The organism is Streptomyces sp. NBC_01283 (assembly GCF_041435335.1).
Lineage (GTDB): Bacteria > Actinomycetota > Actinomycetes > Streptomycetales > Streptomycetaceae > Streptomyces.
The window spans coordinates 3,977,843-3,997,209 of record NZ_CP108430.1; the positions used below are offsets into that span (position 1 = coordinate 3,977,843).

Below are 19,367 nucleotides of genomic sequence, written 5' to 3' on the forward strand. Positions count from 1 at the left end.
ACCCCCGAGTGTCACCCAGGGCCTAGCCCTCAGCAATCACCACGGCGGAAGCCACCCCCGCGTCATGGCTGAGCGAGACATGCCAGGACCGCACCCCCAGCTCGGCGGCCCGCGCGGCCACCGTCCCCTTCACCCGGAGCCGCGGCTGCCCGCTCCCCTCGACGTACACCTCCGCGTCCGTCCAGCGCAGCCCGGCCGGCGCGCCCAGCGCCTTGGCCAGCGCCTCCTTGGCCGCGAACCGCGCCGCCAGCGAGGCGATCCCGCGCCGCTCCCCGCTCGGAAGCAGCAACTCCCGCTCCACGAACAACCGCCCGGCCATCCCTGCCGTACGCTCCAGCGCCGCCTCGAACCGCTCGATCTCGGCCACGTCGATTCCGACCCCAATAATCACGAGCAGCAGCCTACGAGGCCGGGCACCCTAACCCTTCGAGCCCCGCAGTGGGTGACGCACCCCACCCCCCGGCTCGTTCAAACAGCCGTAACAATGGACTGTGATCTCATCGGTCTCCGAACCCCCGACGACCGCGCGGAGCGCCCACCGGCACAGGCCGGAGGCGACTCCCTACGTCGACCTCACCCGCACCGAGTGGAGCGCCCTGCGTGACAAGACGCCGCTCCCCCTGACCGCCGCGGAGCTGGAGGAGCTGCGCGGCCTGGGTGATGTCATCGACCTGGACGAAGTACGGGACATCTATCTGCCGCTCTCACGCCTCCTCAACCTCTACGTGGGCGCCACGGACGGTCTGCGCGGCGCCCTCAACACGTTCCTCGGCGAGAAGGGCTCCCAGTCGGGCACGCCCTTCGTCATAGGAGTCGCGGGTTCGGTGGCCGTCGGCAAGTCGACCGTCGCCCGTCTCCTCCAGGCCCTGCTCTCCCGCTGGCCCGAGCACCCGCGCGTCGAGCGGGTGACGACCGACGGCTTCCTGCTGCCCACCAGGGAGCTGGAGGCCCGCGGCCTGATGTCCCGCAAGGGCTTCCCGGAGTCGTACGACAGAAGGGCCCTGACCCGCTTCGTGGCGGACATCAAGGCCGGCAAGGACGAGGTGACGGCGCCCGTCTACTCCCACCTGATCTACGACATCGTGCCGGACCAGCGCCTCACGGTCCGCCGCCCCGACATCCTCATCGTCGAGGGCATCAACGTCCTCCAGCCGGCCCTGCCCGGCAAGGACGGCCGCACCCGCGTGGGTCTCGCCGACTACTTCGACTTCAGCGTGTACGTGGACGCGCGCGCGGAGGACATCGAGCGCTGGTACCTGAACCGCTTCAAGAAGCTCCGCGCCACGGCCTTCCAGGACCCGTCCTCGTACTTCCGCAAGTACACCCAGGTCTCGGAGGAAGAGGCCCTGGACTACGCCCGTACGACCTGGCGCACGATCAACAAGCCCAACCTCCTGGAGAACGTGGCCCCCACCCGCGGCCGTGCCGCCCTGGTCATCCGAAAGGGCCCCGACCACAAGGTGCAGCGCCTGAGCCTGCGCAAGCTCTGATCCCCGGGCCCCGGACGGGCCCCGGTCCGCCGCCAGCTACCCTGCGCGCATGCTGCATCTGCGCCTGATCACCCCGGCGGACAAGACGGACGACGTGCTGCGCCTGATCGAGACGACGGTCGGCGCCACGCACCTGGCCGTCATGCCGGGCGCGGCCCGCAACCCCGCGGGCGACGTCGTCACGTGCGACGTCGCCCGTGAGGCGGGCGACCCGCTGATCGGCGGCCTGCGCGAGCTCGGCATCCACGAGTCGGGCTCGATCGCGCTGGAGAACATCGACCTGTCGCTGTCCTCGCGCGCGGACAAGGCGGAGGACGACGCGCCGGGCGAGGGCGTGGACGCGGTCCTGTGGGAGCAGCTCTCGGACGCGACGCACGAGGAGTCGACGCTCTCGGTCACGTACCTGGCCTTCATCACGATCGCCACGATGATCGCGGCCTGCGGTGTGGTCCTCGACAACGCGATCCTGATCGTGGGCGCGATGGCGGTGGGCCCCGAGTTCGGCCCGCTGGCGGGCTTCTGCACCGCGCTCGTCCAGCGCGCGCCGCGGCTCGCCCTGCGCTCGCTGATCGCGATCCTGGCGGGCTTCGCCGTCGCCATGGCGGTGACCGTGGGCTTCAGCTTCTTCATGGACGCGGTCGACCTCTTCAGCGAGAGGCAGCTGGACCAGGACCGCCCCAACACCGGTTTCGTCTACGCGCCCGACTGGTTCTCGTTCGTCGTGGCGGTCCTGGCCGGAGCCGCGGGCATGCTCTCGCTGACCTCGGCCAAGTCGGGCGCCCTGGTGGGCGTCGCGATCTCGGTGACGACGGTCCCCGCAGCGGCCAACGCGGCGGTGGCGCTCAGCTACGGGGACGCGCGACAGACCTGGGGGTCCACGGAGCAGCTTCTGCTCAACCTGCTCGGGATCGTCTTCGCCGGTACGCTCACGCTGCTCGTCCAGAAGCTGCTCTGGGCCAGGCAGCACGAACGTACCGCGAAGGCACGACGGGCCTAGCCCAGCGCCGACTTCACCACGTCGGCGAGGCGTCCCGCCACGGACCGGGCCTGCTCGATGTCGGCGGCCTCGACCATGACGCGCACCAGCGGCTCCGTGCCGGAGGAACGCAGCAGCACCCGGCCCGTCTCGCCCAGTTCACGCTCGGCCTCGGCGACGGCGGCCGTCAGCTCGGCGGAGGTGCTGACGCGCGACTTGTCGACGTCGGGCACATTGATCAGGACCTGCGGAAGCCGCTCCATGACCCCGGCGAGCTCCGCGAGCGAACGTCCGGTCTCGGCGACGCGCGCCGCGAGCAGAAGGCCCGTCAGGGTGCCGTCACCCGTGGTCGCGTGGTCGAGGATGATCACGTGCCCGGACTGCTCGCCGCCGAGGGCGAAGCCGTGCTCCTTCATCGACTCCAGGACGTACCGGTCGCCGACGGCGGTCTGCACGAAGGCAAGGCCCTCGCGCTCCATGGCGATCTTGAAGCCGAGGTTCGACATGACCGTCGCGACCACGGTGTCCGAGCGCAGCGTGCCGTGCTCGCGCATGGCGAGCGCCAGGACGGCGAGGATCTGGTCCCCGTCGACCTCGGCACCGGTGTGGTCCACGGCGAGGCAGCGGTCCGCGTCCCCGTCGTGTGCGACACCGAAGTCGGCGCCGTGCTCGACGACGGCGGCCTTCAGGAGGCCCAGGTGCGTGGAGCCGCAGCCGTCGTTGATGTTCAGGCCGTCCGGCTTGGCGCCGATCGTGATGATCTCGGCACCGGCGCGCGCGAACGCCTCGGGCGAGACCCGGGCGGCGGCGCCGTGCGCCTCGTCGAGGACGATCTTCAGTCCGTCGAGGCGGTTGGGGAGCACACCGAGGAGATGCGCGACGTACTGGTCGAGGCCCTGGTCGTACGTGGTGACCCGGCCGACGCCCGAGCCCGTGGGGCGCTGCCAGGGGGCGCCGGTGCGGTGCTCCTCGTAGACGGACTCGATGCGGTCCTCCAGCTCGTCGGCCAGCTTGTGGCCGCCGCGCGCGAAGAACTTGATGCCGTTGTCCGGCATGGCGTTGTGGCTCGCCGAGAGCATCACGCCGAGGTCGGCGCCCAGCGCACCGGTGAGATGCGCCACCGCGGGGGTGGGCAGCACACCGACGAGCTGGACGTCCACGCCCGCGCTCGCGAGACCGGCGACCACCGCGGCCTCAAGGAACTCCCCTGACGCGCGCGGGTCACGCCCGACCACCGCGACGGGCCGATGGCCCTCGAACGTCCCCACCTCACCGAGCACATGAGCCGCTGCCACGGAGAGCCCGAGCGCGAGCTCGGCCGTCAGATCCGCGTTGGCGACACCGCGCACGCCGTCCGTACCGAAGAGTCGTCCCACTGCTGTCCTCCTCCAGGGGTTTTTCGATAAACGAACGCCCCGGCAGCACACAACGTGCCGCCGGGGCGAACGAAAAGTACAAGCAGGCAGATTAGCGCTTGCTGTACTGCGGAGCCTTGCGGGCCTTCTTGAGACCGGCCTTCTTGCGCTCGACCGCACGGTCGTCACGCTTGAGGTAACCGGCCTTCTTGAGGGCGGCGCGGTTGTTGTCGACGTCGGCCTCGTTCAGCGCACGGGCGACACCGAGACGGAGCGCACCGGCCTGACCGGAGACGCCGCCACCCGAGATACGGGCGATGACGTCGTAGCGGTTGTCGAGCTCGAGCACCTTGAAGGGCTCGTTGACTTCCTGCTGGTGGACCTTGTTCGGGAAGTAGTCCTCGAGCGTGCGCCCGTTGACCTTCCACTTGCCGGTGCCCGGGACGATCCGGACGCGGGCGATGGCGTTCTTGCGACGGCCCAGGCCGGCGGCCGGCTGCGGGTCGCCGAAGCGCGCGGCGTTCGACTCAGAGGTGTACTCGCCCTCGACGGGCACCTCGGACTCGGTGGTGTACTGCTCGACGTCAACAACCTCGGTCTCTTCGACCGGCTGCTCAACGGTGGTCTCGGCCACGATTCTCCTCAGAATTCTTTACGTCTTTGGGGGTGGCCGGAACTACTGCGCGACCTGGGTGATCTCGAACGGGACCGGCTGCTGAGCGCCGTGCGGGTGCTGGTCGCCCGCGTAGACCTTCAGCTTCGAGAGCATCTGACGGCCCAGGGTGTTCTTGGGGATCATGCCCTTGATGGCCTTCTCGACGGCCTTCTCGGGGTTCTTCTCAAGAAGCTCGTCGTAGCGGACGGAACGCAGACCACCCGGGTAGCCGGAGTGGCGGTACGCCATCTTCTGGGTCTTCTTGTTGCCGGACAGGTGAACCTTGTCGGCGTTGATGATGATGACGAAGTCGCCCATGTCCATGTGGGGGGCGTAGATCGCCTTGTGCTTGCCCCGCAGGAGGTTGGCGGCAGTGGTCGCCAGACGGCCCAGGACGATGTCCTGAGCGTCAATGACGTGCCACTGGCGGGTCACATCGCCGGGCTTGGGGCTGTACGTACGCACTTCGTAGCCTTCGCTTCTTCAGTGGATGGGGTCCAGACACACGGCACCCAGGAAGCGATCATGCAGCTGGGGCTCACAATGCCGGGGACGCTGCCCGTATGCGAGCCACTGGTAACTGCTCCAGGGAACCGTTACGTATGGGCCCTTCGCGTGAGAACGATGACACCAATACGCATAACAATCGTCGAGACTACCCGCGCCGCCCCGTACGGGTCAAAACGCGGCTCTGGAGACCGGCACGGGCGGCTCCCCCGCCACAGGCGCGTCGGCACTTTCCACAGTAGCCCCGCCCGCCCGGACGCAGCTCCGGGCGCCCGTGAGCGCCAGCACACAGAGCGTCACGGAGTCCCGGAAGGCCCGCCTGGTGCCCGGCTCCAGCCAGGGCCAGGCGAACCCCGGGATCTGCGGTACGAGCGCCAGCCAGAACCACGGCCTCCGGGCCACCGCACCGGGCTCCCGGGCCCCGGCCAGCAGCAGCGGCACGACGACGAGCAGATAGTGGTCGTACGACGGCTTGGACACCAGGAACGCCGCCAGCATCAGCATCACGGCCGTCTCGACCACCCGCTGCTCCTGCGGCCCCGCACCGCCCCGCCAGCGCCGCCACGCGCACCACACCCCGGCGCCCGCGGCCACGAGGGCCAGCAGCGTCGCCGCCCCCTGCGGCACCCCGAGCCGCGGCAGCACCGCCGCGGGCGACGCCTCATAGAGCCGTACGAAGCTGTCGTCGCCCCGCAGCAGGAACGGCAGCGTCCGCGTGAAGAACCCCGCCGGGTCCGGCATCGCGAGCGCCGCCCCCACCGACACCACAGCGGGCGCGAGCACCGCGGCCCCCAGCGCTCGCCACCGCCGCGCGAAGACGAAGAGCAGCACGACCGGCGCGAGCAGCGGCTTCACGGCGACGGCGGCCCCGATCACCAGACCCGCGGCGACCCACCTCCCCCGGCACACGAACAGCAGCGCGAGCGGCAGCGCGGCGGCTGACGCCACGGTCCAGTTGCCGAGGTCGACGAGGTGCCCGAACGGCGCGAACCCCACGGCCAGCGCGAGCAGCCCGAACACCGCGAACCGGCTGCGCCACGGCACCCCGTGGATCCGCAGCGCACACCCCCACCCGAAGACGAGCGAGGCAGCGACCCCCGCCGGGACGAGGAACCGCACGACGGCCTGCGGGAGCACCGCCTGCGGCACCGCGGCGAGCACGGCACCCGGCAGATAGAGGAAGTGCCGGTCGGCGTAGGGCGAGCGCCCCTCTAGCCAGGCCTCGGCGGCCCGCACCACGATGGCGTTGTCCATCCCGCCGTCCGGGCCCCGCAGCCCCACCCGGACGACCGCGGCGAGCAGCACGGCCCCCAGCGCCACCCAGGCGTGCCAGGTCACCGGCCGCAGCAACCACCCACTAACAGCTACTTTGCCCGTATTCATAGGGATCAGGCTAGGTCGGGCCCCTCCCCCGGCCCCCGCTCAACATCCCCAACTCCCCGTCTAAGATGCGGCGCATGAGCTTTGGGCAAGGGGGACCTCAGTGGGGTCCAGGGGATTCACAGACCCCTGACTGGGCGGCGCTCGCCGAGGCGTCCGAATCGCGCGCCCGGCGCCGCAAGTGGCTGATGATCGGCGGAGGCGCGCTCGCCACCGTCGTGGTCGCCGCCGCCGTCGCCATCGCGGTCGTCTCCGCGAACAGCGACAACACCTCCGCGTCGAACAAACCGGCGAGCGAGCTGCCCTCGACCGCGGACATCCCCGGCGCGAGCGAGAAGCCCGGCCCGTCCTTCGAGGAGACGACGCCGCCGCCCCCGCCGGACCCCAAGGAGTTCATCTCCAGCGCCAAGAAGGACAAGGCACCGCTCAGCGCCGACATCCTCTTCCCGGGCAAGACGCTGACCTCGGGCGACCGCGTCTACAAGAAGGGCGCGACCAGCGGCACGAAGAAGTGCGCGAGCGTCACCCAGCCCAAGCTCGCCGCGGTCCTCACCAAGCACGACTGCACGCAGCTCTTCCGCGCCAGCTACGTGAAGGACAACATCGCCGTGACGGTCGGCGTCGCCGTCTTCGACACGGCGGCCCAGGCCGCCAAGGTCAACGACGAGGCGAACGAAGGCCTGGTCACCGCACTGCCCGGCAAGGGCGTCCCCGCCTTCTGCCAGACCGCGGTCTGCCGCGGCACCTACAACGCCTACGGCCGCTACGCCTACTTCACGACGTCCGGCTTCACCAGCGACAAGGACGTCACGCCGAAGGAGCGCAAGGTCTACACGGTCGGCGACGACCTGGGCCGCTTCGCCTTCGGCCAGATCAACCGGCGGGGCGAGGCCCAGGCTTCCGCCGCGGCCAACGCCCCGTAGCAGTCCGGCAGTCGGGCGTCCGGCGGCCGGGGCTCAGCAGCACCCGGCGCCGGGCAACGTCCGCTTGTTGCGCGCTTCCTTGCTGCGCGCGGCGAGCAACTCGTCGGCGGGGTAACCGACTTCCTCAAGGGTCAGCCCGTGCGGCCGTACGACGTGCACGGCGGAGTCCCGCACTCCCGCGGCAAGAACCTTGGCGGGCCACTCCACGGGCCGGTGCCCGTCGCCCACGAACAACATGGCACCGACCAACGACCGCACCATGTTGTGGCAGAAGGCATCGGCCCGCACGGTCGCTTCGAGGATCCCGTCGGCCCGCCGCTCCCACCGAAGCTCTTGCAGCGTACGAATGGTCGTGGCGCCCTCACGCTTCTTGCAGTAAGCGGCGAAGTCATGCTCGCCGAGGAGTTTCTCGGCCGCCGCGTTCATGGCGTCGAGATCCAACTCCCAGTCGTGCCACAGCACATGACTGCGCAACAGGGGGTCGACACCGCCCGGGTGATCGGTCACGCGATAGGCGTAGCGCCGCCACACGGCCGCGAACCTCGCGTTGAACCCGGCGGGAGCCTCGGCCACCTTCCAGACCCGCACATCGTGCGGCAGCCGCCCCGCGAGCCTGCGCAGCAGCTTGTCACTGTGCTCGGCCCACACGCTCTCCGGCAGATCGACATGGGCGACCTGCCCCCGCGCGTGCACCCCGCTGTCGGTCCGCCCGGCGACGGTCAGCTCGTACGTCTCCTGCGACCGCGTCACGGTCCGCAGCGCGCTCTCGATCTCGCCCTGGACGGTCCGCTGCCCCTGCTTCTGCTTGGCCCAGCCGGAGAAGTCCTTGCCGTCGTACGAAAGATCGAGACGCACCCGCACGAAACCGGGCTCTACTTCATCACTCACTCGTGGTTCCTCTCAGGCAACGAAAAAGCGGGCCCACCCCTGCAAGGGGCGGACCCGCGACGCCCTGAAGGGCGCGGGGAACTGCGCGACAAGCCACGACGCGGCCGCAGCCGATGACGCACAGTCCCCGGCAGAACGCTTACGCGTCCTTCGACTCCTCGGCAGCCTCTTCACCCTTGGTCGTGTCGACCTTGGGCTCGGAAACCTCGGCGTCCTTGGCAGCGCGCTTCGTGGCCGCCTCGGCCTCACCGGTGGCAGCCTGCGCCACGGTCAGGGCCTCGACCAGCTCGATGACAGCCATGGGCGCGTTGTCGCCACGACGGTTACCGATCTTGGTGATACGGGTGTAACCACCCGGGCGGTTCTCGTAGCGCGGGCCGATCTCCGTGAAGAGCGTGTGCACGATGCTCTTGTCGGTGATGACGGACAGCACCTGGCGGCGGTTGTGAAGGTCACCCTTCTTCGCCTTGGTGACCAGACGCTCCGCGTAGGGACGCAGACGACGGGCCTTCGCCTCGGTGGTGGTGATGCGGCCGTACTCGAAGAGCTGCTTGGCGAGGTTCGCCAGCAGAAGCTTCTCGTGCGCGGCGCTGCCGCCCATACGGGCACCCTTGGTGGGCTTCGGCATGGTGTTTCTCCTTGTTGTCTGCCCCGGCCGTATCAGGTACCGGGGTCAGTGGCACCGCGCCCCGTAAGGGGCGCGGGTCTGTATCAACTTGCGGCTCCGCCGCGCGGGCGCGACCGGCCACAGGCCAAATCAGTACTGCTCGGTCTCCACGAAGCCCGCGTCCGCGTCGTCGTCGGCGCCGAAGGCGTCAGCGGCGGCGGTCGGGTCGAAGCCGGGAGGCGAGTCCTTCAGCGCGAGGCCCATGCCATTGAGCTTCATCTTGACCTCGTCGATCGACTTCGCACCGAAGTTACGAATGTCGAGCAGGTCCGCCTCGGAGCGGGCCACGAGCTCACCCACGGAGTGGATGCCCTCGCGCTTGAGGCAGTTGTACGACCGAACGGTGAGCTCCAGCTCCTCGATCGGCAGGGCGAGATCAGCGGCCAGGGCCGCGTCCGTCGGCGAGGGGCCCATGTCGATGCCCTCGGCGTCGATGTTGAGCTCGCGGGCCAGACCGAACAGCTCGACCAGGGTCTTGCCGGCGGACGCCATGGCGTCACGCGGGCGCATGGCCTGCTTGGTCTCGACGTCGACGATCAGCTTGTCGAAGTCGGTGCGCTGCTCGACACGCGTGGCCTCGACCTTGTACGTGACCTTGAGAACCGGCGAGTAGATCGAGTCGACCGGGATGCGCCCGATCTCCTGACCGACCTGCTTGTTCTGGACGGCGGAGACGTAGCCGCGACCGCGCTCGACGGTCAGCTCCATCTCCAGCTTGCCCTTGCCGTTGAGCGTGGCGAGGACCAGGTCGGGGTTGTGCACCTCGACACCGGCCGGCGGGGCGATGTCAGCGGCGGTGACGAGACCGGGACCCTGCTTGCGCAGGTACATCACGACGGGCTCATCGTGCTCGCTGGAAACGACCAGCTGCTTGATGTTGAGGATGAGGTCGGTGACGTCTTCCTTGACGCCCGGCACGGTGGTGAACTCGTGCAGGACACCGTCGATGCGGATGGACGTGACGGCCGCACCCGGGATCGAGGAGAGAAGGGTCCGACGCAGGGAGTTGCCGAGGGTGTAACCGAAGCCCGGCTCCAGCGGCTCGATCACGAACCGGGAGCGGAATTCGTCGACGACCTCTTCGGTCAACGAGGGACGCTGAGCGATCAGCATGAAGTGATTCCTTCAGTCATGGGCACCCACTATTTGATGCCCTTGAGTACTGCAAGGGTACGGGCGGTGAGGCTCCGAGGAGCCGCACCGCCCGAGAATCCCTGGGTCAAGCGACGTGCGTCAGACGCGGCGACGCTTGGGGGGACGGCAGCCGTTGTGCGGCGTGGGCGTCACGTCCTGGATCGAGCCGACCTCAAGGCCGGTCGCCTGCAGCGAACGGATGGCGGTCTCACGACCGGAACCCGGACCCTTGACGAAGACGTCAACCTTGCGCATGCCGTGCTCCTGGGCGCGACGCGCGGCCGACTCGGCGGCCATCTGCGCGGCGAACGGAGTCGACTTGCGCGAGCCCTTGAAGCCGACGTGGCCGGCGGAGGCCCAGCTGATCACGTTGCCCGTGGGGTCCGTGATCGAGACGATGGTGTTGTTGAACGTGCTCTTGATGTGGGCGTGCCCGTGAGCGACGTTCTTCTTTTCCTTGCGGCGCACCTTCTTGGCAGCGCCCTGACGACCCTTGGGGGGCATCTATTACTCCTACGGGAGGTGGTCGGTCCTGCAGCGACAGCTGTCGATAGACCGCTGAGCGAGGACTACTTCTTGCCCGGCTTCTTCTTACCGGCGATGGCGCGACGCGGGCCCTTGCGGGTACGAGCGTTCGTGCTGGTGCGCTGACCGCGGACGGGCAGGCCACGACGGTGACGAAGACCCTGGTAGCAACCGATCTCGACCTTGCGGCGGATGTCGGCCTGGATCTCGCGGCGGAGGTCACCCTCCGTCTGGATGTTCGCGTCCACGTACTCGCGGATCTTGATCAGGTCCTCTTCGGACAGATCACGAACACGGGTGTTGCGGTCCACACCGGTGGCGTCCAGCGTCTGCTGAGACAGCGTGCGGCCAATGCCGAACACGTACGTGAGGGCAACCTCAACACGCTTTTCGCGCGGGAGGTCAACACCTTCAAGGCGTGCCATTCAAGGCTCCTGTTGATTTTCGGAGGTCTTCAGCAGAACCGTTCCCAGGTGCCGTACGAGGTACATCCTGGGTCCCCGGCCTCCGACCGGGGGTGTCGCCCTCCATTACTGAAGAGGGACGGGTCCTGCACATGTGCTTTACGTGCGTCGCGCGAAAATCTGCGAACTGCAGTCGTGCGTCAGCCCTGGCGCTGCTTGTGGCGCGGGTTGTCGCAGATAACCATGACCCGGCCGTGACGGCGGATCACCCTGCACTTGTCGCAGATCTTCTTGACGCTCGGCTTGACCTTCATTGGTGAGGTTCTCCGGGTCAGTGCCATCACCCCACGCGAATGGGGTGCGGGCAAGATCTACTTGTACCGGTAGACGATCCGGCCACGCGTCAGGTCGTACGGAGACAGCTCCACCACGACCCGGTCGTCAGGGAGGATGCGGATGTAGTGCATGCGCATCTTGCCGCTGATGTGTGCCAGGACCTGGTGGCCGTTCTGGAGCTCAACCTTGAACATGGCGTTCGGAAGAGACTCAACGACAGTGCCCTCGATCTCGATGGCACCTTGCTTCTTGGCCACGCTTTGCCCTTCGAATCGACTACCTTGATCGACTTCGTACGCCGCATGCAGGCACACGGATGCACGAGAGCCGACGAGTCAGTCTACGTCAGGCACCCCGGAAAGACGAATCGAGGAAGTCTGCCCCACGCGCAAGATCTTTAAGCAGCGACACAACGGGGCTCAGGCCAGTGGATCCGGGGCGACCGTGACCCCGTACTCCGCCGGCTTCGCCTTGCCGCAGTCCGGAGCCGTAAGGACGATCGGCCCTTCCTCCGTCAGCGCGATCGTGTGCTCCCAGTGCGAGGACCAGGTGCCATCCGTCGTGATGACGGTCCAGTCGACCATCTCTCGACGCCCCTCTCGCGGGATCGGCGCCAGGGGCGCCTCACAAGCTTCGAGCGGCTGCGCCGGACTCCGTCCGTCGGCGTCGGCTCAGGCCAGCGGATCCGGAGCCACCGTGACCCCGTACTCCGCCAGCTTCGCCCTGCCGCAGTCCGGGGACGTCAGGACCAGCGGACCTTCCTCGGTCAGCGCGATCGTGTGCTCCCAGTGCGAGGACCACGTGCCATCCGTCGTGATGACGGTCCAGTCGTCCTCCAGGACCTCCGTGCGGGGGGTGCCGAGGGAGACCATGGGCTCGATGGCCAGGCAGAGGCCGGGAACCAGCTTGGGGCCCTTGCCACGGCCGCGCCCGACGTAGTTCAGGACGTGCGGGTCCATGTGCATCTCGGTGCCGATGCCGTGGCCGCCGTAGTCCTCGACGATGCCGTACTTGCCGCCGCCGGGCTTCGGCTGGCGGCGGATGTACGTCTCGACCGCGCGGGAGATGTCGACGAGCCGGTTGCCCTGCTTCATGGCGGCCAGGCCGGCCCACATCGACTCCTCGGTCACCCGGGAGAGCTCAAGGAGCTCCGGAGAGTGACCGGTGCCCACGAACGCGGTGTAGGCGGCGTCGCCGTGCCAGCCGTCGATGATCGCGCCCGCGTCGACCGAGATGATGTCGCCGTCCTTCAGGACGGTCTTGTCGTCCGGGATGCCGTGCACGACGACCTCGTTGATCGAGGTGCAGATCGTCGCCGGAAAGCCGCCGTACCCGAGGAAGTTGGACTTCGCGCCGTGCTCGGCGATCACCTTGCGCGCGACGTCGTCCAGGTCCTTCGTGGTGGCGCCCGGCACCGCCGCCTCGCGTGTCGCGGCGTGGATGGCGGCGACGACAAGGCCCGCCTCACGCATCTTCGCGATCTGCTCGGGGGTCTTGATCTGCACCATGGGGCTTCCGCTCTCCGTCATCCGTCCAACAATCGGCTACGTACACAACACTACGGCCGCGGTCCCCCGAGGGGCACCGCGGCCGAAACAGCGTACTGGACTGCGTACGGGCTACTTGTCGCCCTTGAGCGCGTCCATCGCACGCTTCGTGACCTCGTCCACCTTGCCGAGCGCGGAGATCGTCACCACCAGGCCCTGGGCCTTGTAGTGGTCGATGATCGGCTCGGTCTCGCGGTGGTACACGTCGAGACGCTTGCGTACGGTCTCTTCCTTGTCGTCACCGCGCTGGTAGAGCTCGCCGCCGCAGACGTCACAGACGCCCTCGGCCTTCGGCTTGCTGTACGTCACGTGGAAAACGTGGCTGGAATCGTTCCGGCAGATGCGGCGGCCGGCGATGCGCTTGACCACCTCGTCCTCGGGGACCTCCAGGTCGAGCACCGCGTCGAGCTTCTGGCCGTCCGTCTTGAGCGACTCGTCCAGGGCCTCGGCCTGCGACACGTTCCGCGGGAAGCCGTCGAGCAGGAAGCCGTTCACGGCGTCCGGCTGCATCATGCGGTCGTGCGCCATGCCGATGGTGACCTCGTCGGGAACGAGGTTGCCGGCGTCCATGAACGCCTTCGCCTGCTTGCCCAGCTCCGTGCCCTGGCTGATGTTGGCGCGGAAGAGGTCGCCCGTGGAGATGTGCGGGATCTTCAGGTTCTTGGCGAGGAACGCGGCCTGCGTTCCCTTGCCCGCACCGGGCGGCCCGACGAGGACGATTCGCATCAGCGGAGGAACCCTTCGTAATTGCGCTGCTGGAGCTGGCTCTCGATCTGCTTCACGGTCTCCAGACCCACACCCACGATGATCAGGATGCTTGTCCCGCCGAACGGGAAGTTCTGGTTCGCGCCGAAGCCCACCAACGCCATCGTCGGTACGAGAGCGATCAGACCCAGATACAGCGAGCCCGGCCACGTGATCCGGTTGAGTACGTAGCTCAAGTACTCAGCGGTCGGACGGCCAGCCCGGATGCCCGGGATGAAGCCACCATACTTCTTCATGTTGTCCGCGACTTCCTCGGGGTTGAACGAGATAGCCACGTAGAAGAAGGCGAAGAACACGATCAACAAGAAGTACGTCGCGATGTAAATCGGGTGGTCGCCCTTGGTCAGGTTCGCCTCGATCCACCGCTTCCACCCGGAGTTGCCACCCGCGAACTGGGCGACGAGAGCGGGGATATAGAGCAGCGAAGAGGCGAAGATCACAGGGATGATGCCCGCCTGATTGACCTTCAGCGGAATGTACGTCGACGTGCCGCCGTAGGAACGGCGACCGATCATGCGCTTCGCGTACTGGACCGGAATGCGGCGCTGAGCCTGCTCCACGAAGACGACCAGACCGACCATGACCAGACCGACCGCGATGACGGTGCCGAACTCGATCCAGCCGTCGGCCAGCGAGCCCTGCTTCTTGATCGCCCACAGGGCGCTCGGGAAGGTCGCGGCGATCGAGATGAACATCAGGATCGACATGCCGTTGCCGATGCCGCGGTCGGTGATGAGCTCACCGAGCCACATGACGCAGGCCGTGCCCGCGGTCATCGTGATGACCATGGTGACGGTCACGAAGATCGACTGGTCCGGAACGATCTCGGTGGCGACGGGGCAGCCGGAGAACAGCGAGCCCGTGCGTGCGGTGGCCACGAGGCCGGTGCCCTGGAGGATCGCGAGCGCGACGGTGAGATAACGCGTGTACTGCGTGATCTTCGCCGTGCCGGCCTGGCCCTCCTTCTTGAGCGCCTCCAACCGCGGGATCACCACGGTCAGCAGCTGCAGGATGATGCTCGCCGTGATGTACGGCATGATGCCGAGCGCGAAGATCGTGATCTGCAGCAGCGCCCCGCCACTCATCATGTTGACCAGACCGAACAACCCCTGGTTGGAGTTGGCCTGGTCCATGCAGACCTGGACGTTCTTGTAGCTGACGCCCGGGATCGGAATGTGCGTACCGATCCGATAGATCACGATGATGCCGAGAGTGAAGAGCAGCTTCTTGCGCAGGTCGGGCGTCTTGAACGCCCGGGCGAACGCGGTGAGCACGGTGCCTCCTGCGACCCCCGCGCGCGTGCGTCAGAGGTAGTGGTCTGAGGATCGACGAATACGTATCAGTCAGAAAAACCGCACGGCGGACCGCACGGAGCTTAGACAGTGCACGCCACCTTACCGGCGACCGTGCCCCCCTTGGAACGACCAACCGGGGATGCCCCTTTTGTGGGGCATCCCCGGCTGGGAATCGCTCAAGTCATCGAGTGGCCTGAAGAATTCAGACGAGCTCGGTGACGGTACCGCCGGCGGCGGTGATCTTCTCCTTGGCGGAGCCGGAGACGGCGTCAACCGTCACCTGCAGCGCCACGGTGACCTCACCCTGGCCGAGGACCTTGACGAGGCTGTTCTTGCGAACGGCACCCTTGGCGACGAGACCCTCGACGGTGACCTCGCCACCCTCGGGGAACAGCGCGCTCAGCTTGTCGAGGTTCACGACCTGGAACTCGGTCTTGAACGGGTTCTTGAAGCCCTTGAGCTTCGGGAGACGCATGTGGAGGGGCATCTGGCCACCCTCGAAGCGCTCCGGAACCTGGTAACGGGCCTTGGTGCCCTTGGTACCACGACCAGCGGTCTTACCCTTGGACGCCTCACCACGACCCACACGGGTCTTGGCGGTCTTGGCGCCCGGGGCGGGCCGGAGGTTGTGGACCTTCAGCGGGTTCTGCTCCGCCATGTCAGTCGACCTCCTCAACCGTCACGAGGTGGCGGACGGTGTTAGCCATTCCGCGGAACTCGGGGCGGTCTTCCTTGACGACCACGTCGTTCAGGCGCTTGAGCCCGAGCGAACGCAGCGTGTCGCGGTGGTTCTGCTTGCTGCCGATGTACGACTTCGTCTGCGTGATCTTGAGGCGAGCCATTACGCACCCGCCCCGGCACGTGCACGAAGCAGGGCCGCGGGAGCGACGTCCTCGAGGGGCAGACCACGGCGAGCCGCGATCTCCTCGGGACGCTGCAGGCCCTTGAGGGCCGCCACGGTCGCGTGCACGATGTTGATCGCGTTCGAAGAACCGAGCGACTTCGACAGGATGTCGTGAACGCCGGCGCACTCGAGCACAGCACGCACCGGGCCACCGGCGATAACACCGGTACCGGGGGAAGCAGGCTTGAGCAGGACGACGCCCGCGGCCTTCTCGCCCGTGATCGGGTGCGGGATGGTGCCCTGGATACGCGGAACCTTGAAGAAGTTCTTCTTGGCCTCTTCAACGCCCTTGGCGATGGCCGCGGGAACTTCCTTGGCCTTGCCGTATCCGACACCTACGGTGCCGTCACCGTCGCCCACCACGACCAGCGCGGTGAAGCTGAAGCGGCGACCACCCTTGACAACCTTGGCGACACGGTTGATCGCGACAACGCGCTCAACGTATGCGGTCTTCTCGGCGGCAGCGCCACCGTCGCGACCCTTTCGGTCCCGCCGCTCGCCGCCACCGGCACCGCTTCCGCGGCGCTGGGGTCCAGCCATTGGAATTACCTCTCTCTGTTACGTCCGCTAGCTCCGGAACCGGGGCTTAGAACTTCAGCCCGGCTTCGCGGGCGGCGTCCGCCAGAGCGGCAATGCGCCCGGCGTACTTGTTGCCACCGCGGTCGAACACGACGGTCTCGACACCCGCGGCCTTGGCACGCTCGGCAACGAGCGCGCCGACCTGCTTGGCCTGCGCGGACTTGTCGGCCTCGCCACCGCGGATCGTGGTGTCCAGGGTCGACGCGGACGCAAGGGTGTGACCCTTGAGGTCGTCGATGACCTGAGCAACGATGTTGCGGTTCGAGCGAGTCACGACGAGGCGCGGACGCTCCGCCGTACCCGACACGTTCTTGCGGATGCGGATGTGGCGGCGGGCCTTGGCGGCACGCTTGTAAGCGTCACCCTTGGCGATCTTTACACCGTATGCCATGGCTTACTTACCTGCCTTTCCGACCTTGCGCCGGATGACTTCGCCCTCGTACTTGACGCCCTTGGCCTTGTACGGGTCGGGCTTGCGCAGCTTGCGGATGTTGGCCGCAACCTCGCCGACCTTCTGCTTGTCGATGCCCTCGACCGAAAGCTTGGTCGCGGACTCCACCTTGAAGGTGATGCCCTCAGGGGCCTCGACCAGGATCGGGTGGCTGTAACCCAGCGAGAACTCCAGGTTGGAGCCCTTCGCGAGCACGCGGTAACCGACACCGCTGATCTCGAGCTTCTTCACGTAACCCGTGGTCACGCCGGTGATCATGTTCGCCACCAGCGTGCGGGACAGGCCGTGCAGGGCCTTGTTCTGACGCTCGTCGTTCGGGCGGGTGACGTTCAGAACGCCGTCCTCACCCTTAGCGATGTCGATCGGCGCGACGACGGTGTGGGAAAGGGAGCCCTTGGGGCCCTTAACCGCGACCGTCCGGCCGTCGATGGTGACGTCCACGCCGGCGGGAACCGTGATGGGGAGCTTGCCAATACGCGACATTAGCTATTCCTCCGTTCCCGACTACCAGACGTAGGCGAGGACTTCCCCACCTACGCCCTTCTTGCCTGCCTGCTGGCCGGTGAGGAGACCGTGGGACGTGGAGATAACCGCCACGCCCAGGCCGCCGAGCACCTTCGGCAGGTTGGTGGACTTCGCGTAAACCCGGAGACCGGGCTTGGAGATCCGCTTGATGCCCGCAATGGAGCGCTCACGGTTCGGGCCGAACTTCAGCTCGAGAACGAGGTTCTTGCCAACCTCGGCGTCCTCGACCTTCCAGCCCGTGATGAAGCCCTCCTGCTGGAGGATCTCCGCGATGTGAGACTTGATCTTGCTGTGCGGCATCGCCACGGTGTCGTGGTACGCCGAGTTCGCGTTACGCAGACGAGTCAGCATGTCCGCGATCGGATCAGTCATGGTCATGAATTGGCCTTCGGCCTCTCTCGCCGTGGTTTCCTATCTGCGCCATCCCTCTCCCCACTCAGAGGCGGGACGGGTGCGGCGCGGGGACCTACGGCGTAGTAAGTCGGTCAGGGCGGCAGGCGCCCAACCCTCCTAGCCTAAGGCATGGAGAGGTGGGCCACCTACCGACCAGATACTTACCGAGAGCCTCCAGTAATTCCCAAGTCCCTAAGGACAGAGGGGAATTACCAGGAGCTCTTGGTCACGCCCGGCAGCTCGCCACGGTGAGCCATCTCACGAAGGCACACGCGGCAGAGGCCGAACTTGCGGTACACGGAGTGCGGACGGCCACAGCGCTGGCAGCGGGTGTAGCCGCGCACACCGAACTTGGGCTTACGAGCAGCCTTGGCAATAAGAGCCTTCTTCGCCATCTCGCTTACGCCTCCTTGAAGGGGAAGCCGAGGTGACGGAGAAGGGCACGGCCTTCGGCGTCGTTGGTCGCCGTGGTGACCACGGTGATGTCCATACCCCGGACGCGGTCGATCTTGTCCTGGTCGATCTCGTGGAACATGACCTGCTCCGTGAGACCGAAGGTGTAGTTGCCACGGCCGTCGAACTGCTTGGGGGACAGACCACGGAAGTCGCGGATGCGCGGAAGCGCGAGCGACAGGGTGCGGTCCAGGAACTCCCACATGCGGTCGCCACGGAGCGTGACGTGGCAGCCGATCGGCTGACCCTCGCGCAGCTTGAACTGCGCGATGGACTTCCGGGCCTTCGTGATGGCCGGCTTCTGACCCGTGATGGTGGTCAGGTCACGGACGGCACCGTCCATGAGCTTCGAGTCACGGGCGGCGTCGCCGACACCCATGTTGACCACGATCTTGACGAGACCCGGGGTCTGCATGACGTTCTCGTACGAGAACTCTTCCTGCAGCTTGCCCGCGATCTCCTCGCGGTACTTCGTCTTCAGACGCGGAGTGGTGGTGGTCGTCATCAGATGTCCTCACCCGTCCGCTTGGCAACGCGGATCTTGTTGCCGTCATCGTCGAAGCGGAAACCGACACGCGTGACGACCTTGTTGCCGTCCTTCTCCACGACGAGCTGAACGTTGCTCACGTGGACAGGGGCTTCGGTGGTCACGATGCCGCCGGCCTGCGAACCGCTGGCGGTCGGGCCGGCCTTCGTGTGCTTCTTGACCCGGTTGACACCCTCGACCAGGACGCGCTCGTCGCGCGGGTAAGCGGCAATGACCTTGCCCTGCTTGCCCTTGTCCTTACCGGTGATGACCTGAACCAGGTCGCCCTTCTTGATCTTCATGCTTACAGCACCTCCGGCGCGAGCGAGATGATCTTCATGAACTTCTTCTCGCGCAGCTCACGGCCGACGGGGCCGAAGATACGGGTGCCGCGAGGGTCGCCGTCGTTCTTCAGAATGACGGCGGCGTTCTCGTCGAAGCGGATGTACGAGCCGTCGGGACGGCGGCGCTCCTTGACGGTGCGAACGATGACCGCCTTGACGACGTCACCCTTCTTCACGTTGCCACCGGGGATCGCGTCCTTGACGGTGGCGACAATGACGTCACCGATGCCCGCGTAGCGGCGACCCGAGCCACCGAGAACACGGATGGTGAGAATTTCCTTCGCACCCGTGTTGTCGGCGATCCGAAGTCGCGACTCCTGCTGGATCACGTCTATCTCCTGTTTG

At 67.2% G+C, this 19,367-nt stretch carries 28 protein-coding genes and 1 pseudogene; 3 read left to right on the forward strand and 26 right to left on the reverse strand.

All coding sequences use genetic code 11. From position 1 onward, the window contains the following. Positions 1-22: 22 nt before the first annotated feature. The gene (locus tag OG302_RS17950) at positions 23-391 is read right to left on the reverse strand and encodes a holo-ACP synthase (RefSeq protein ID WP_361837256.1); all 369 of its coding nucleotides are present in this window, start codon (positions 389-391) and stop codon (positions 23-25) included. Positions 392-491: 100 nt separating this feature from the next. Between OG302_RS17950 and coaA the strand changes: the two genes are divergently transcribed. Beyond that, positions 492-1,490, forward strand: a complete 999-nt coding sequence (coaA, locus tag OG302_RS17955; RefSeq protein ID WP_371527731.1) for a type I pantothenate kinase — start codon at positions 492-494, stop codon at positions 1,488-1,490. A 49-nt stretch (positions 1,491-1,539) separates the two neighbouring features. After that, positions 1,540-2,487 (forward strand): DUF389 domain-containing protein, encoded by a 948-nt coding sequence (locus OG302_RS17960; protein WP_371527732.1) that lies wholly within the window; start codon positions 1,540-1,542, stop codon positions 2,485-2,487. Here the strand turns inward: OG302_RS17960 and glmM are convergent. The 4 genes from glmM to OG302_RS17980 form a co-directional block, all read right to left on the reverse strand. Further along, positions 2,484-3,842 carry a phosphoglucosamine mutase gene (glmM, locus tag OG302_RS17965; protein ID WP_371527733.1) on the reverse strand — a complete coding sequence of 453 codons (1,359 nt, stop codon included), beginning with the start codon at positions 3,840-3,842 and terminating at the stop codon, positions 2,484-2,486. The genes OG302_RS17960 and glmM overlap by 4 nt on opposite strands. Before the next feature lie 91 nt (positions 3,843-3,933). Beyond that, the gene (rpsI, locus tag OG302_RS17970; protein WP_361716623.1) at positions 3,934-4,455 is read right to left on the reverse strand and encodes a 30S ribosomal protein S9; all 522 of its coding nucleotides are present in this window, start codon (positions 4,453-4,455) and stop codon (positions 3,934-3,936) included. A gap of 42 nt (positions 4,456-4,497) precedes the next feature. Beyond that, on the reverse strand, positions 4,498-4,941 hold the full coding sequence (gene rplM, locus OG302_RS17975) for a 50S ribosomal protein L13 (RefSeq protein WP_361182318.1): 444 nt from the start codon (positions 4,939-4,941) through the stop codon (positions 4,498-4,500). A gap of 213 nt (positions 4,942-5,154) precedes the next feature. Beyond that, entirely contained in the window at positions 5,155-6,366 is a 1,212-nt protein-coding gene (locus OG302_RS17980) for a glycosyltransferase family 87 protein (RefSeq protein ID WP_371527734.1), read from the reverse strand. Positions 6,367-6,440: 74 nt separating this feature from the next. Here OG302_RS17980 and OG302_RS17985 point away from each other — a divergent pair, with 74 nt between their 5' ends. Beyond that, positions 6,441-7,286 (forward strand): hypothetical protein, encoded by an 846-nt coding sequence (locus OG302_RS17985; protein ID WP_371527735.1) that lies wholly within the window; start codon positions 6,441-6,443, stop codon positions 7,284-7,286. 33 nt (positions 7,287-7,319) lie between these two features. Here the strand turns inward: OG302_RS17985 and truA are convergent, their stop codons facing one another. The 21 genes and pseudogenes from truA to rplN form a co-directional block, all read right to left on the reverse strand. Continuing rightward, positions 7,320-8,174, reverse strand: coding sequence for a tRNA pseudouridine(38-40) synthase TruA (gene truA, locus OG302_RS17990; protein WP_371527736.1), 855 nt, complete (start codon positions 8,172-8,174; stop codon positions 7,320-7,322). A 139-nt stretch (positions 8,175-8,313) separates the two neighbouring features. Continuing rightward, positions 8,314-8,802 carry a 50S ribosomal protein L17 gene (rplQ, locus tag OG302_RS17995; RefSeq protein ID WP_371527737.1) on the reverse strand — a complete coding sequence of 163 codons (489 nt, stop codon included), beginning with the start codon at positions 8,800-8,802 and terminating at the stop codon, positions 8,314-8,316. A 129-nt stretch (positions 8,803-8,931) separates the two neighbouring features. After that, complete coding sequence (locus tag OG302_RS18000) at positions 8,932-9,954, reverse strand: DNA-directed RNA polymerase subunit alpha (RefSeq protein ID WP_016645160.1); 1,023 nt, start codon at positions 9,952-9,954, stop codon at positions 8,932-8,934. Between the two features lie 120 nt (positions 9,955-10,074). Further along, complete coding sequence (gene rpsK, locus OG302_RS18005) at positions 10,075-10,479, reverse strand: 30S ribosomal protein S11 (RefSeq protein ID WP_003948617.1); 405 nt, start codon at positions 10,477-10,479, stop codon at positions 10,075-10,077. 65 nt (positions 10,480-10,544) lie between these two features. Then, a complete protein-coding gene (gene rpsM / locus OG302_RS18010) occupies positions 10,545-10,925 on the reverse strand; it encodes a 30S ribosomal protein S13 (protein ID WP_135332566.1) in 381 nt (126 codons plus the stop codon). A 179-nt stretch (positions 10,926-11,104) separates the two neighbouring features. Next, positions 11,105-11,218: a 50S ribosomal protein L36 gene (rpmJ, locus tag OG302_RS18015; protein ID WP_003974245.1), complete on the reverse strand. Its 114-nt coding sequence runs from the start codon at positions 11,216-11,218 to the stop codon at positions 11,105-11,107. Between the two features lie 57 nt (positions 11,219-11,275). Then, positions 11,276-11,497, reverse strand: coding sequence for a translation initiation factor IF-1 (gene infA, locus OG302_RS18020; RefSeq protein ID WP_003948620.1), 222 nt, complete (start codon positions 11,495-11,497; stop codon positions 11,276-11,278). Between the two features lie 162 nt (positions 11,498-11,659). After that, positions 11,660-11,818: pseudogene (locus OG302_RS18025) on the reverse strand (type I methionyl aminopeptidase); the annotation flags it as partial. 93 nt (positions 11,819-11,911) lie between these two features. Continuing rightward, positions 11,912-12,748: a type I methionyl aminopeptidase gene (gene map, locus OG302_RS18030; RefSeq protein ID WP_371750156.1), complete on the reverse strand. Its 837-nt coding sequence runs from the start codon at positions 12,746-12,748 to the stop codon at positions 11,912-11,914. 111 nt (positions 12,749-12,859) lie between these two features. Further along, on the reverse strand, positions 12,860-13,513 hold the full coding sequence (locus OG302_RS18035; protein ID WP_361837228.1) for an adenylate kinase: 654 nt from the start codon (positions 13,511-13,513) through the stop codon (positions 12,860-12,862). After that, positions 13,513-14,826 carry a preprotein translocase subunit SecY gene (gene secY / locus OG302_RS18040; RefSeq protein WP_371527738.1) on the reverse strand — a complete coding sequence of 438 codons (1,314 nt, stop codon included), beginning with the start codon at positions 14,824-14,826 and terminating at the stop codon, positions 13,513-13,515. Before secY ends, OG302_RS18035 begins: the two co-directional genes overlap by 1 nt. 223 nt (positions 14,827-15,049) lie before the next feature. Further along, positions 15,050-15,505 carry a 50S ribosomal protein L15 gene (rplO, locus tag OG302_RS18045; RefSeq protein ID WP_249588330.1) on the reverse strand — a complete coding sequence of 152 codons (456 nt, stop codon included), beginning with the start codon at positions 15,503-15,505 and terminating at the stop codon, positions 15,050-15,052. A 1-nt stretch (position 15,506) separates the two neighbouring features. Further along, on the reverse strand, positions 15,507-15,689 hold the full coding sequence (gene rpmD, locus OG302_RS18050) for a 50S ribosomal protein L30 (protein ID WP_041985698.1): 183 nt from the start codon (positions 15,687-15,689) through the stop codon (positions 15,507-15,509). After that, positions 15,689-16,291: a 30S ribosomal protein S5 gene (gene rpsE, locus OG302_RS18055; protein ID WP_160506669.1), complete on the reverse strand. Its 603-nt coding sequence runs from the start codon at positions 16,289-16,291 to the stop codon at positions 15,689-15,691. The genes rpmD and rpsE overlap by 1 nt, the downstream gene beginning before the upstream one ends. Before the next feature lie 46 nt (positions 16,292-16,337). Further along, positions 16,338-16,721 carry a 50S ribosomal protein L18 gene (gene rplR / locus OG302_RS18060; RefSeq protein WP_344522013.1) on the reverse strand — a complete coding sequence of 128 codons (384 nt, stop codon included), beginning with the start codon at positions 16,719-16,721 and terminating at the stop codon, positions 16,338-16,340. Between the two features lie 3 nt (positions 16,722-16,724). Continuing rightward, positions 16,725-17,264, reverse strand: coding sequence for a 50S ribosomal protein L6 (gene rplF, locus OG302_RS18065; RefSeq protein ID WP_371527739.1), 540 nt, complete (start codon positions 17,262-17,264; stop codon positions 16,725-16,727). Positions 17,265-17,285: 21 nt separating this feature from the next. Next, positions 17,286-17,684 carry a 30S ribosomal protein S8 gene (rpsH, locus tag OG302_RS18070; RefSeq protein WP_361716660.1) on the reverse strand — a complete coding sequence of 133 codons (399 nt, stop codon included), beginning with the start codon at positions 17,682-17,684 and terminating at the stop codon, positions 17,286-17,288. Positions 17,685-17,908: 224 nt separating this feature from the next. Beyond that, the gene (locus OG302_RS18075; RefSeq protein WP_003948630.1) at positions 17,909-18,094 is read right to left on the reverse strand and encodes a type Z 30S ribosomal protein S14; all 186 of its coding nucleotides are present in this window, start codon (positions 18,092-18,094) and stop codon (positions 17,909-17,911) included. A gap of 5 nt (positions 18,095-18,099) precedes the next feature. After that, positions 18,100-18,657 carry a 50S ribosomal protein L5 gene (rplE, locus tag OG302_RS18080; RefSeq protein WP_249588332.1) on the reverse strand — a complete coding sequence of 186 codons (558 nt, stop codon included), beginning with the start codon at positions 18,655-18,657 and terminating at the stop codon, positions 18,100-18,102. Next, entirely contained in the window at positions 18,657-18,980 is a 324-nt protein-coding gene (gene rplX, locus OG302_RS18085; RefSeq protein ID WP_160506664.1) for a 50S ribosomal protein L24, read from the reverse strand. Before rplX ends, rplE begins: the two co-directional genes overlap by 1 nt. Before the next feature lie 2 nt (positions 18,981-18,982). Then, positions 18,983-19,351, reverse strand: coding sequence for a 50S ribosomal protein L14 (rplN, locus tag OG302_RS18090; protein WP_073768975.1), 369 nt, complete (start codon positions 19,349-19,351; stop codon positions 18,983-18,985). Between the last annotated feature and the right edge of the window lie 16 nt (positions 19,352-19,367).